Source organism: Humiphilus diazotrophicus, assembly GCF_059726315.1.
The window spans coordinates 613,775-627,646 of the sequence record NZ_AP040870.1; the positions used below are offsets into that span (position 1 = coordinate 613,775).

Annotated in this window: 7 protein-coding genes; 5 read left to right on the forward strand and 2 right to left on the reverse strand. The window is 49.2% G+C overall.

Features of this window, described 5'->3' with window-relative positions; translation table 11 throughout:
• Positions 1-104: 104 nt before the first annotated feature.
• The 5 genes from AC6I7T_RS04240 to AC6I7T_RS04260 all read left to right on the forward strand — a co-directional run bounded on the left by AC6I7T_RS04240 (position 105) and on the right by AC6I7T_RS04260 (position 12,004).
• On the forward strand, positions 105-842 hold the full coding sequence (locus AC6I7T_RS04240; RefSeq protein WP_497794555.1) for an ABC transporter ATP-binding protein: 738 nt from the start codon (positions 105-107) through the stop codon (positions 840-842).
• Position 843: 1 nt separating this feature from the next.
• Positions 844-3,360 (forward strand): ABC transporter permease, encoded by a 2,517-nt coding sequence (locus AC6I7T_RS04245; RefSeq protein ID WP_497792065.1) that lies wholly within the window; start codon positions 844-846, stop codon positions 3,358-3,360.
• On the forward strand, positions 3,350-4,441 hold the full coding sequence (locus AC6I7T_RS04250) for a lipocalin-like domain-containing protein (protein ID WP_497792066.1): 1,092 nt from the start codon (positions 3,350-3,352) through the stop codon (positions 4,439-4,441). The genes AC6I7T_RS04245 and AC6I7T_RS04250 overlap by 11 nt, the downstream gene beginning before the upstream one ends.
• A gap of 432 nt (positions 4,442-4,873) precedes the next feature.
• Positions 4,874-8,320 (forward strand): carboxypeptidase-like regulatory domain-containing protein, encoded by a 3,447-nt coding sequence (locus tag AC6I7T_RS04255; protein ID WP_497792067.1) that lies wholly within the window; start codon positions 4,874-4,876, stop codon positions 8,318-8,320.
• A gap of 75 nt (positions 8,321-8,395) precedes the next feature.
• Positions 8,396-12,004: an alpha-mannosidase gene (locus AC6I7T_RS04260; RefSeq protein WP_497792068.1), complete on the forward strand. Its 3,609-nt coding sequence runs from the start codon at positions 8,396-8,398 to the stop codon at positions 12,002-12,004.
• A 221-nt stretch (positions 12,005-12,225) separates the two neighbouring features.
• On the opposite strand, the gene AC6I7T_RS04265 is transcribed toward AC6I7T_RS04260, so the two are convergent.
• Both AC6I7T_RS04265 and AC6I7T_RS04270 read right to left on the reverse strand, forming a co-directional pair.
• On the reverse strand, positions 12,226-13,209 hold the full coding sequence (locus AC6I7T_RS04265; RefSeq protein ID WP_497792069.1) for a hypothetical protein: 984 nt from the start codon (positions 13,207-13,209) through the stop codon (positions 12,226-12,228).
• A complete protein-coding gene (locus tag AC6I7T_RS04270; RefSeq protein WP_497792070.1) occupies positions 13,206-13,868 on the reverse strand; it encodes a hypothetical protein in 663 nt (220 codons plus the stop codon). Before AC6I7T_RS04270 ends, AC6I7T_RS04265 begins: the two co-directional genes overlap by 4 nt.
• Between the last annotated feature and the right edge of the window lie 4 nt (positions 13,869-13,872).

Genomic DNA, 13,872 nt, shown 5'->3' on the forward strand with positions numbered 1-13,872 from the left:
AGGACACATCTCCCACTCTAGGTGTATCTTCTTGCGAAAGAGAAACTTGCTCCTTCTTGCCCAACTACACCATCCAAGCAAAGGAACGCTCTTTCATATTGACCATGCCCTCGACTGGACCAGAGAAAGAATCACCACGAATTGCGGCAGCAGAAACAGCCAGCAAAACCGTCCTACAACTCGACCATGTGACACGAAACTACATAGCTGATGGAGAGACAGTCCACGCACTCCGGGGTGTTTCTCTCGATCTGAAGTCTGGAGAATTTCTCGCCCTCGTAGGCCGTAGTGGTTGCGGCAAATCGACGCTGTTAAATTTGGCTGGAGCCATGGATTTCCCTTCATCAGGGCATGTATGGCTGGATGGGGTCGAAACCAGTGCTTTGGACGATAATGGTCTCACACGAGTGAGAAGAGAAAAAGTTGGTTTCATCTTTCAGTCTTTCCAACTCCTGAACACCTTAACAGTTCTTGAAAACGTGGAACTGCCACTCTTGCTTGCCGGAGAATCGAACACCAGACGCAGAGCCATGGAAAAACTCGAGAAGGTAGAACTCGCAGAATTGGCTCAGCGTCAGGCTCACCAGCTCTCAGGTGGTCAGATGCAACGTGTTGCTATCGCTCGAGCCCTCGTACACGACCCTCCATTACTACTAGCAGATGAGCCAACCGGGAATCTGGATACGACTACCGGCAATATTATTCTTCAACTCTTGCGCCAAATTGCGGACGATCATCAGACAACCATTTTGATGGCAACCCATAGCGGGGAATCCTGCAACTTTGCTGATAGCGTGATCAAGATGCGTGACGGACAAATTGACGAGTACGGGCGGAACTGAGATGTCGAAGCTGCGTCTCTTTCATTTGCTCATACTCCGTCCTCTTTATCGTGAGCCGTTGCGTACCGCACTTCTTTTGCTATCCGTAACTCTCGGTGTATCTGTTGTACTGGCCATCGAGCTTGCAGGAAATGCGGCAACAGGTTCCTTCCAGTCGTCTATTACATCATTAACGGGAGATTACGATTTACAAGTAACAGGAGCAGGAGGCGTCCCTGATAATGTTGCCGGAGTATTGGCGACACTTCCCTACAATCTAGTTTCGCTTCCACGAATTGAGGATTATGCAGTATTGGCAGATTCAGGGGAAACAGTTCCGCTTATAGGTCTCGATCTTCTCAACGATCATCCCACGAAAATAGCGCTGCCAGAGAACTTCGATCTCAAGCGATTGAGAGAAGATGGAGTTTGGATCTCAAGCCATTTAGCAGCCAAGGCAGGTACAAACATCCGCCTTCAACTCAACGATGTTGCACACACCTTTCCAGTTCTAGGAACATTCGATAACAATCAAAGCCATGGGGACCTGATCGTTATGGATATCGCCACGGCACAACATGAACTCGCACGAGGGGATCGCGTCGATCGAATTTTTATAAAGCTTCCTAAGTCTGCTCCCTTGGAAACATGGGAGCAGAGGTTAAAGGCAGCATTGCCAGCTGGCGTCGATCTTCAAAGCACAGGGGCCCAAACCAATGAAAACCGGCGGATGCTAGCCGCCTTCCGCTGGAATCTGCGCATCCTCAGTTATATTGCTTTGGTCGTTGGAGCCTTTCTTATCTACAACACGATTTCCGTCTCCGTGGTGAGGAGGAGACCAGAGATTGGCATTGTCCGAGCCCTAGGGGCCAGCCAGTCGCTAGTGCTGGCATTCGTCCTTATGGAAGCTGCCTGTTTCGGGCTCCTCGGCGGAATAGCCGGAGTGCTATTAGGAAGACTACTCGCAATCGGGGCTGTTAAGCCCGTTGCGGCAACCGTCGAATCCCTTTATGTCACAAGCCAGCCTGCACCAATCGCGCTTTCAACCAGCACCGTGCTCTTAGGATTATTCGTAGGAATTTTAGTCTCACTGGTATCGGCAGCAGCTCCAGCGCATGAAGCGTCGCATATTTCGCCCACAGAAGCAATGGCCCGAGGCAGTCGTGAACACCTCGCGAACACGCGCAAAACAAGAGATCTGTGGTTCGCCTTGGCATTTGCACTTGCTGGCGGAACAGCATCCTTCGCGCCCCCGATAGGAGACAAGCCAATCGCGGGCTATCTTGCAGCGCTCCTCTTTATTGCCGCTACAAACTTTGCTATTCCTGCGCTCGTCTCAGCCATAAGCACCTTATCAAATGGCATCTTTAGACATCTGCTTGGGATAGAAGTCTTGCTGGCGGCACGAAGCCTCACCTCCTCCCTTCGGCGAACTGCCGTACTGGTCGGAGCTCTGGCCACAGCTATTGCCATGATCACTTCTGTTGGCATCATGGTTGGAAGCTTTCGACAGACAGTTCAGGTATGGATTGACGATCAACTGAATGCAGATCTCTTCTTGAGACCAGCTGGAAGCGCGGGAGCAGACAGACATCCCACCATGGACCCTACATTGGTAGAAAAGATCGCCGCATTGCCCCTCGTCACGGGAGTAGATCAATTTCGCGGTTATGAAATCAGTTATCAAGGACTCCCCGCAACTCTCGGATCGATAGACAGTACGGTGCTCGATAAAAACGCGAGGATTCACTACCTATCGGGTAAGTCACCATCAGAAGTCGATAGTGAACTCCGGCAGGGAAACAACGTAATCATCAGCGAACCTTTTGCGAACAAGCATCATTTGCGTGCAGGAGACGATATCGAGCTACCTCTAGGAGACACTCGCGTGCGCTTTCATATCGTCGATGTCTACTATGACTATGCAAACGAAAAAGGTTACATTATCGCCCATCGCTCCATACTGTCGCGCTATCTTTCAAACATTGCTCCATCCAATATAGGCGTATACATAAAACAGGGAATCAATCTCGACGATGCAGAGAAAGCAATACAGAGGATCATTCCTGGACAACATGTAGTTATCTTTTCCAACAGGACACTCAGAGAAGAGGCGTTACGAATCTTCGATCGTACCTTCGTCATCACCTATGCCCTGGAGATCGTTGCAATTCTGGTTGCAGTCATGGGCGTAGCAGGATCACTGCTCGCTCTCGTTATTGATCGCCGCCGTGAATTTGGAATTTTACGTTTTCTCGGCGCAACAGTCGGACAGATCCGTAAGCTTGTATTGATCGAAGCCGGGCTGCTTGGCATTTTTGCAAACATTGCAGGGGTGGGGCTAGGCATCACCTTGTCATTGCTACTGGTCTTTGTAATAAACAAACAATCTTTCGGATGGACGATCCAATTCCACTGGCCGGTTACAATGCTCCTCGGCACATTGAGTGGAGTTTATCTGGCGACCATACTAGCGGGAGTTTATCCGGCACGACTGGCAATGAGACTTAACCCAATCGAGGTGGTCCATGAAGAATAAACGAATTTGGCCACTATTTCTGCTATTGTTAAGTTCTCTTTCATTGTTTGCCCAATACAAGATGGCGCTGCCGGGCTACCGTTATGCGTTTCCTCACGATAACTTCAATCACCCAGATTATGCGACTGAATGGTGGTACTACACCGGCAATCTTAGGGCAAGTGATGGACACCGATTCGGATTTGAGTTAACTTTCTTCCGGCAGGCTCTAGATAGAAGTACTACCATCCGATCAACATGGGCAGTACAGGATCTATACCTTGCTCACCTAGCTCTGAGTGATCTTGACTCAGGCAAGTTCTACTACACAGAGCGGATCAACCGTGCGGGTCCCGGTTTGGCAGGCGTCAGCGAGCAACAGGGAAAGATCTGGAATGGCAACTGGCGGGTTGACTGGAAGGGATCGCAACTGAAGATTTTTGCCATCGATAACAATTTCACAATCAATCTTGAGCTGAATGAAGAAAAGCCAGCAGTGATTCATGGAGAAAATGGAGTCAGTCAAAAAAGCGCTGGAGCAGGCCACGCTTCTCACTACATTTCCTATACCAGGTTGAGAACCGATGGCGCACTTCAGTTGAACGGGAGAGATTATATCGTCGAAGGCTCTTCCTGGATGGACCACGAATTTTTTAGTGAACCACTCAGTGAGAACCAGGCAGGGTGGGATTGGATAAGTCTACAACTCGAAAACAATACAGAGATCATGCTATATCGACTGCGCCGGAAAGATGGCACTGTCGATCCTTTCTCTTCTGGAACCTATATCGACGCTCAAGGAAAAACGAAATATTTGAACGCTCACGCATTCAAAATGGAACCACAAGGGAAAATCTGGACAAGTACCACCACGCATTCACAGTACCCGATCGCATGGCATATCTCACTCACCGATCCTGCCATCAACCTTCAGATAGATACGCCTCTGCCCTCGCAAGAGTTGGCCAGCAGAAACATGGCTGTTCCAAGCTATTGGGAGGGCGCCATAACAGCACTGGGGACATACAACGGGTCTCCCATACGTGGAATCGGATATCTGGAGATGACTGGTTATGCTCAGGCGATAAATACTGCTCCCTAGACAAGCATGCCAATAAGCATCCGCTTATTCGGGAACGTCTGAATACAGAAGATCTTCTAAATCTGGCACAGCAATAAACTTGTAACAGATCCTGTTCGCAATGAATCCATTCCACAATTCAGAAACTCTGATCTCAGGGAAATAACTCTAGATGAAGGCCCTCCAACCCCAGGTTACTTTTCTGAATAGATCTTTAAATATTCGAAAATCAAACTTTTATAGAAAAATGGCAATTACCTCTTGACAATGGTTAATCGGATGCTGCAATGTTTGTGCGTCTATGGGAACGATCCCAAATCGTATAGCGGCTTTGCTCCATCATCGTGGGCTACGGATCTGGGCTCAGTAGTATTATCAACGTTCCCAGAACATCGTTAATTTCCTCTTGCGCAGTTCAACCGCCGTCACAGCATTGTGTAAAAGGAGGCTCATGTGTTGACACATTGGAAGACCTTGCTTCGTCTCTCCCTACTCATCCTTGCGGCAATAGCCTTTGTTTTGGCTCCTCAAATGCAAGGACAATCTGACAATGCGGCTATCTCGGGAAATATTACTGATACTTCGGGCGCGGTGATTCCTCACGCCAAAGTGACAATCCGGAACGACGCAACAGCAGCAGAACGGTCTGTAACTTCAAATGAATCAGGATATTACACAGTTACAAATCTGCCACCAGGCAATTATAAAATACGGGTGGAATCAGAAGGATTCCAAACCTTCGTACAATCCGATACACACCTGGATCCCAGCATTGGCCTCCGGGTGGATGCGGTTTTGCAGGTAGGAAGTTCCGCAACCACCATCAATGTCACGGCAAATGCAAATCAAATCCAAACAGAGACCGCTGCAGTCGGGCAGTTGGTCACGCAACAGCAGGTCCAAGCCATACAGCTAAATGGTCGTAACCCAATGTACCTGGCTCAACTTGAACCTGGAGTCCGGCGCAGTAATTCTATCGCCGCATTTGGATTTGGATTGGACAACGGGCTGTATATCAATGGAGCGAGCAACAGAGAAAGCGGAATTCTGTGGGATGGAGCTCCAATGGTCCGCAGCCGAGGAAATGGAACAAGTGTTGGCGTTGCAGACGTAGATGCTACCTCGGAAATGCAAGTCCTCACAGCCTCTTATCCAGCAGAGTATGGCCGTGCTTCGGGAGGATTGCTTCGAATCGTACCTAAGAGCGGCACAAATCAATTTCATGGATCGGCTTTCGAATACCTGCGCAATTCTTACTTCAATGCCAATACCTGGCAGCGTAAATCTACGACCAATTCCAGTATTGCCCGACACCCACCAGCTTTCCGGTTTAATCAATTTGGATATAACCTAAACGGTCCGGTTTATGTCCCAGGCTTGGCCTTCAACGAAGATCGAAGAAAACTTTTCTTCCTTGTGGGAGAAGAGTGGATTCGCTATCGACACATGGATACAGTCGCTCCACGCAAGGTACCCACTCTACTTATGAGGCAAGGTGACTTTAGCGAACTGCTGAACCCAAACAACATCTTCTACGGAAAACAGGTCCAGATCTACGACCCGGCCACACAAACGCCATATCCTGGGAATATCATTCCTCCGGGAAGCCGAAGCGCAAGCGGGCTTGGACTGCTAAATGCTTATCCCACACCGAACGCAACAAACCCGAGCTACAATTGGCAGGACGCTGCAATTTACCCAGAAAATCAGCGCAAAGACACGCTTATTGTCGACTACCTGCCTAAGGATAACCACCGGATACGCTTTTCTTTACTAAATTACAATTACAACAGTCTTTCTCCTCATTACGGCAACTTCAACAGAACCCCGCAGAAATGGGACCGACCGAATCAAGTTGCTGTCCTGCACCATACGTGGACCATTAATCCGACAACAGTCAATGAAGCTTTTGCCTCCGTAAGCGCAGATCACGTAAAAATTGGATACGATCTCTCCAGCGGACTCTACGATAGAACGAAATATGGCATCAACTATCCTTATCTCTACCCCGCAGGAGACAAGGAAATCCCGAACAAAATACCTACGATCACGATTGCCAATTTCGACACTCTGGACGGAGGACCATATCCTTCCCATTCCGGCGGTGTCGTGTGGGACTTCTCCGATAATCTGACCAAGATTGTCGGCAAGCATACCTTTAAATTTGGTTTTCTCTTTGAGCGGGAGAGTCAGAACGACTTTGACCAAATCAATGTCAGCTCAACGACTCCAGGTGCAACCAACAATCAAAACGGACTTTTCACCTTTACCGATTCGCGTAGCCGGAGACCAACAACCAATGCGGCTGTTGCCAACGCAGCATTGGGACTATTCGATACCTATGGTGAGATCGGCTTGCGCTCCTACACTGTTTTCCTAAGCAATATGTATGAGTACTTTGTTCAAGATCAATGGCGCGCAACGCCGAAACTGGTAATCGAATATGGCATCCGGCACAGCATGATGCTGCCCTATTACGCAAAGTGGGGAAATCAATCCGTCTTCGCACCACAGGAATACGACCCGGCAACGGCACCAACGGTCAACCCCGTTACAGGATTCGTCTCTGGCCCAAACCTGTACAACGGGATTGTGATTCCAGGAAAGGGATTCCCAAGCTCCGCGAAAGGTCATCTCCCGGCAAGTATTCTGAATGGCCAATACAATAGCCTCTTCCGTGGTTACAGTAATGGCTATAACCCTACCGTCTGGACAAACATACAACCTCGCATCGGTATAGCCTATTCCATCAATGGCAGAACCGTTATCCGCGCTGGCGCGGGCCGCTATTTTGAACGTTTGGGAATCAGCGACTCTGTCCATCTTGGCGGCAATCCGCCCTTTCAACCTTCAGGGACAGTGAGTTACGGGAGCGTGGACAATCCCGGAGGTGTGGGAACGAACAGCTATCCCATTAACATGACATCGTATTCCTATCACTTCCCCTCCCCAGAAGCATGGTCCTGGACAGTCACGACAGAGCGGGAGGTTGGGAATTTCGGAATCTTCACAATTGGCTACGTCGGAAGACGCGGACTTCACCTTCAGCATCTGGAAAATATCAACCAATTACTTCCCGGCTCAACGCTTTCCAGTACCGGAATCAACACGGATGCACTGCGCCCCTATAAAGGCTTCTCTGTAATTCAGCAACAAACCGACACCGGAATCTCTGCGTATCATGCTCTTCAGGCGAACCTTCGACGCAGAGTTAGTAGAGGCTTAATGATGGGAGTTGCGTATACATGGTCTAAAAGCATGGATACGGCTTCCGACCCCGGAACTAATATCCCAAACCACTACGATCCCAAAGAGTTCTATGGGCCAAGTGACTTCGATACTCGCCATATGCTCGTAGTCAATTATGTCTGGGACGTTCCTTTCAATCATAGCGGGAATTGGGCTACGAGAAACTTTTTCGGGAATTGGCAATTGTCCGGAACATCACAATTCCAAAGCGGATATCCTCTTTCAGTTTCGACGGGAGATGATTTCGCAGGCGTCGGCCCAGGATCGGGAAATCAGCTTTGGAGAATTACAGCTCCACTAAAGATGTATAAGCAGAGCTCTCCAAACAACACGAAGAATGCCTACTGGTTTGATCCTACGGTCTTCGCTCGTCCTACAGCCGGAACTTTCGCACCCCGAGAAACACGTAATCAGGTTTACGGTCCGGGACTGCAAAGCTGGAATATCGCGATGCAGAAGTCATTTCCGCTCTCGTCGGGAGAAAACCAGCGGATCAACTTCAAGGCAGAGGCTTTCAATTTTATCAATCACCCAAATCTCGATAATCCAAACACCACGCCAACAAGCAATATCTTTGGAAAGGTAACCAACAAGGGAACGACGTACGCCTCAGACCGTCAGTTCCAATTCAGCTTGCGCTATCAATTCTGATCGGCAGAATTATCAGCATTGGTGTTTGCAAGCGTAGTTTGACGACTCTGATTCAAAGGATAGCGGAGATTTACGATGCCACCTTTTGCGAAGAGCCTGTCTGTCATGATAACCGGGGCTGTTGTTGTGCTGGCAGCCCCGGCACAAACCATGAAGGCACCGGATATCACCAAACAACCCACACTCTACGTAGTTCCCTATGCACACCTCGACACGCAATGGAGATGGGACTTCCAACAAGTCATCAGTGAATATCTGCTGAAGACAATGCGCGTCAATTTCGATTACTTTGAAAAGTATCCGCATTACGTCTTCAATTGGACAGGGGCAAACCGCTATCGGCTCATGAAGGAGTACTACCCGAAAGACTACGAGAAGATGAAGAAGTACGTAGCTGAGGGCAAATGGTATCCTGCGGGATCTTCAATTGAAGAAGGCGACGTAAACCTTCCCAGTGCAGAATCAATTCTTCGTCAGGTACTATACGGCAATAATTACTTCAGGAAAGATTTTGGCAAAGCTAGTGCCGAGTACATGTTGCCTGATTGCTTTGGCTTCCCTGCTTCGCTACCAACACTTCTCGCTCATGCCGGAGTAAAGGGATTCTCAACTCAGAAGCTTAACTCAGTCTGGCAGCCATCCCCCCAAGTTGGAGGCCCAGGCTCGCCGGAAGAGACACCAGAAGGCATTCCCTTCAATGTCGGGGTTTGGGAAGGGCCGGATGGGGAGACCGTACTTGCCGCACTCAATCCCGGCAGTTATACAAGCCGAATTCGTACGGACCTAAGCAAAACTCCGTTGCCTGAATCTCAAGTCTCGACCACTCAACCTGGACAGGGCTCTCGATCTCGGATGCCAGAGCAAGACTGGGTAAAACGTATCAACATCGATGGTAAGGCTACAGGCGTTTATGCAGACTATCACTACGTAGGAACCGGAGATATTGGCGGCGCCGTTGACGAAGAGTCAGCAAAACTTCTGGAAGCAATGGTTACAGAGGGAGAAGCTACTCTTCCGCCTGCAAACAATGGTACTGAAGGACTACAAAGGACTGCGGCATCGACAGCTACGGAATCAGGACCTCAAGTCAAGATAGGAAATGGACCTCTTCACGTTATCTCTAGTACCGCGGATCAAATGTTTCTAGATATCCGGCCCGACATGGCTTCCAAGATGCCACGCTATAAAGGAGATCTGGAACTCATCAACCATTCAGCCGGATCCTTGACCTCTCAGGCTTATCACAAGCGGTGGAATCGCAAGAATGAGATCCTGGCCGATGCCGCAGAGAAGGCTTCCGTCGCTGCAGCATGGATCGGCGGTCGAACCTATCCTCAGTCCCGGCTCAATGATGCATGGATGCTTCTGCTCGCAGGACAATTCCACGATACAGGCGCAGGAACAGCAACACCTCGCTCCTACGAGTTCGCACAAAATGACGATGTCATTGCACTCAACCAGTTTGCCGGGGTTTTAACCAGCGCAACCCAAATCATTGCCGCTACACTGGACACTCAGCTGAAGGGGATTCCCATCATCGTCTATAACTCTTTGAACATTCCACGAGAGGATATCGTCGAAGCTGCAGTTACCTTTCCCAGCGGAACACCAAAAGCCGTTCGAGTCATAGGCCCTGAAGGAAAGGAGATGCCTGCGCAGATCGAAAACGGAAGGGTAGTATTTCTTGCCAAAGCACCCTCCGTAGGTTATGCCGTCTACGAAGTGTTATCTGCAGAAACAGCACAATCAAGCTCCGATCTTAAGATTACAAAATCGTCTTTAGAGAATTCTCGTTATCGGATCGAGATCAACTCGACTGGGGATGTAAGCAAAATTTTCGACAAGAAGTTACAAAAGGATTTACTTGCTGCTTCAATACAGCTAGCCATTTCCAATGATGCGCCTCGCGAATATCCAGCATGGAATATGGATTTCGATCAGGAGCAGGCCGAACCTCGCAGCTATGTGCATGGTCCCGCAACTATCCGTATCATTGAAAACGGCCCTGCACGCATCGCCCTGGAGATTTCAAGAGAAGCAGAGGGATCTAAATTCGTCCAAACGGTTCGTCTCTCTACAGGAGACACAGGTAACCGCATAGAATTCTCCGATTCCATCGACTGGAAAACACTCTCAGGAAACCTGAAGGTGGTCTTCCCTCTTTCTGCAAACAACAAAATAGCTACGTACAACTGGGAGGTGGGAACCATTGAACGGCCCACAGCATATGACCGCCAGTTCGAAGTAGCATCCCACCATTGGATCGACCTGACAGATGGGAGCGGCTCTTACGGAGCTACCATCTTGACGGATGTAAAGAATGGCTCCGACAAACGTGACGACCATACCATCCGGTTAACGTTGCTGCGCACTCCTGGTCCACCTCCGCAATCGTCAGATCCCAATCTCCCCGAGTTCAGAAGACGCCCTTACCCCGACCAGATGAATCAGGACTGGGGTCACCATGAGATTCTCTATGGACTTACCGGGCACACGAGAGACTGGCGGCAAGATCAAACGGACTGGCAGGGCTATCGCTTGAGCACTCCCTTGATAGCCTTCGAGACAGCGAAACATCCTGGTCCTCTAGGCAGAGGCTTTTCGCTCGTGACAATAGACAATCCAAGAATTCGCGTCTTGGCACTCAAGAAAGCAGAGTCAAGCGACGAAATCATTCTTCGTATGGTTGAACTCGATGGCAAACCAGCTCCGCATGTACAGATAAAGTTTGCAGGACCAATAAACCAAGCTCGAGAAGTAAACGCTCAGGAGATGCCACTCCACGATGCTAACGCAACGAATGGAATATTGGAGACATCCTTTGCCGCATATCAGCCGCGTACCTTTGCATTGAAATTAGGACATCCGCCAACGCAGGTCACCTATCCACAATCAAAGCCTGTGATATTACAGTATGAAGTGGCTACAGCAAGCAATGACGACACAAAGGCCCAGAACGGATTTGATGGAAAAGGCAATGCGCTGCCCGCAGAGATGCTTCCCTCTCGACTACCATTCGGTGACGTCGAGTTTCAATTAGCTACTGCTGAAACGAATAAAGCAAATGCCCTGATCGCCAAAGGTCAAACGCTCCAGCTTCCTCCTGGGAATTTCAATAAGATCTATATCCTTGGTGCTTCAGCAGATGGAGATCAAAAGGCCACATTCAAAGTTGGAGAAAAGCCTGTAGAAATAACCGTACAGAATTGGGCAGGATTTATTGGTCAGTGGGATACACGTCTTTGGAAACCAGAGCCGGATACAACGATGCTCCGAAGACCAGGAGGTGCAACACCACAGGAAGTAAAGCTACGCAAGAACTGGGCTGTATCCGCTAATCATGCCACCTGGGACTTGCAGGACCGTGGTTCGCCCAATTGGTCACCGCGCTATCCAGAGGACTACGAAGGACTGCGCCCAGGCTATATCAAGCGGGCTGATCTTGCCTGGTATGCCTCGCATCACCACACTCCCGAGGGACTCAATGAACCGTATGAGTATAGTTATCTATTTGCCTACGGTCTACAGATTCCATCTCATGCCACTACACTTACGCTTCCATCCAACGACAAAATCCGGATCCTGGCCATATCTGTTGTAGAAGAAGAGCCGGTGGTAATTCCGGCTCAACCACTCTACGACACATTGGAAAGAAACGAAGCTACACTCAACGCCTCACGCTAAAGATCGGATAATCTAGAGCGGAACCAGCGTTACTATGTCCTATCCAAATTCGGCGATGTGCAGGTTTTCTTGAAGGAAAACCTGCGTCGGGAGTTGTGGTTCGGGATACACCTACGCTGGTTTTGCCCTGTCCGCTGCAAGGGACGGCACCACAACGGCCACATCCTAGAGGGAAACTAAATGTATAGATACTCTTTCCTTTATAGCTAAAGGCCCATCTCCTACCTGGATTCCGTTGTTATATGGATGGGCATCTTCTCGATCTTATAGCCCGATGGAATCTGAAACATAGACGCATCCGGCTCATCGCGCCGAACATTCGTTAAAGAATAAGTCGTGCGACCGAAACGCGGATCGTCCTGAATACTCAAGACAACGAGTTTCAAGTCTGGTGAATACCATGTCTCGTGGACGATAGATAAATCTTTATCGTTCCCTATCTTTCCTGCAGGAATCGTAACAGTAGTGCGCGTCCCTGTTACAGAAAGCCCTTCAACCGTCTTGGCTCCAAGAGATTCCGTCTTACTGTTTGCTCCAGTGTTTACGGGACCCGCAGAATTAAAACTTTGTACAAACACACCTTCCGCAGGAAGAGCAGTAGCATCGTCTGATGCTACAGATGCTACAACTCCGGACATTACCCGCCCAGATCCAATAGTGCGGGCCGGAGGCAAAGGCGGCATAGACAGCTGATGAGCAGTTTTGGAATCCGAGCTGTAATCGATATGCGTCTTTGTAACGGAATCGAAGATCGTCGTCAGTGTTGGAAGATTTCCCTGAGAAGATGAGGAAGTCCATGGACCTATCTCTCCTAACTTCTGGACTCTAACGGTCCGCCCCTCACTATCTCTAGCCACTGTAGCAGTATTTGTCTGCACAATATGCGAACCGTCGCCAAGCGTTTGCTTAATCTCGGTAACAGCCTGAGCTGAATACGGCTGTCCCTTAATCACGTCTGCCTGGTCGCGTGAAAAGACATAATCGGCACTTGTCGTCAGCACCCCTATTTGCGCGTGAGTGGATAAGGGTATTGTTTGTGCAGCGATTGCTATTTGAGGTCTTTGGCAAGGATTGGCATCAGACGAATTTTCTGGACAATCAACATGGGTTTCTACGTTCGTCATCATAGTCTGACCATTGGCAATCGCACCGGATAACAGGGCAACGATGCAACAAACTAACTTTGGAGGTAATACTCTCTTCATTTCATCTCCTTGATTACTTCAAGTGGCAAAGGCAAACTGATTGCTCTCGGCAGGCCATCTCCCCCCAGCATCAATTCGGCAACTACACGATGGTCCTGCAAGGTTGCATTGACAGGAAATCCTAATGAGAGCAATTCAGATTGAGTCATAGCGACACGAATTGTGGTGGCTGTTCCGGTCTCTACCGCACTGTTTGAATAGGGAAGATGAATCGTCAGCCTTGGTGAATCCCCAACCGAAGATTTGCCCGGGGGGGCAGTCGAAACTTTGGGCAACCGAACTCTTGCCCTCTTTGCTCTTGGCGTCATAACAGCTTGGCCGGAAGAAACCTCCTGAGGCCTACGGATGTCAGGTTGAATCGCAACAGGCCGACGATCTTGCTTCTCAGGCCAGAAGACAGCTATGGAAACAGCAGCGATGAGGACTAGACCAGCCGTTACCAATGCCACCCGAAACCAATTCAGTCGACCGGGATTGGAATTAACCAAAATCTGAGAATCATCACTTCCTAAGCGTTCTCTTCCCAAACGGTTGAGACGATCCCTCAATTCCGGAGGTGGATCTGGTGAAGGTAATTCTCTAAAAAGGCCTAACAAATCTTCCAAACGCGAGTTCTCAGCTAGCTCTTTCGTTCTCCGATCTATCCCTGGTTTCGACATAAAG

Excerpts from the sequence above, each read along its gene's own strand:
- AC6I7T_RS04265 (WP_497792069.1), bottom strand. The coding sequence starts at position 13,209 with ATGAAGAGAGTATTACCTCCAAAGTTAGTTTGTTGCATCGTTGCCCTG.
- AC6I7T_RS04240 (WP_497794555.1), top strand. The coding sequence starts at position 105 with ATGCCCTCGACTGGACCAGAGAAAGAATCACCACGAATTGCGGCAGCA.
- AC6I7T_RS04260 (WP_497792068.1), top strand. The coding sequence starts at position 8,396 with ATGCCACCTTTTGCGAAGAGCCTGTCTGTCATGATAACCGGGGCTGTT.
- AC6I7T_RS04245 (WP_497792065.1), top strand. The coding sequence starts at position 844 with ATGTCGAAGCTGCGTCTCTTTCATTTGCTCATACTCCGTCCTCTTTAT.
- AC6I7T_RS04270 (WP_497792070.1), bottom strand. The coding sequence starts at position 13,868 with ATGTCGAAACCAGGGATAGATCGGAGAACGAAAGAGCTAGCTGAGAAC.
- AC6I7T_RS04250 (WP_497792066.1), top strand. The coding sequence starts at position 3,350 with ATGAAGAATAAACGAATTTGGCCACTATTTCTGCTATTGTTAAGTTCT.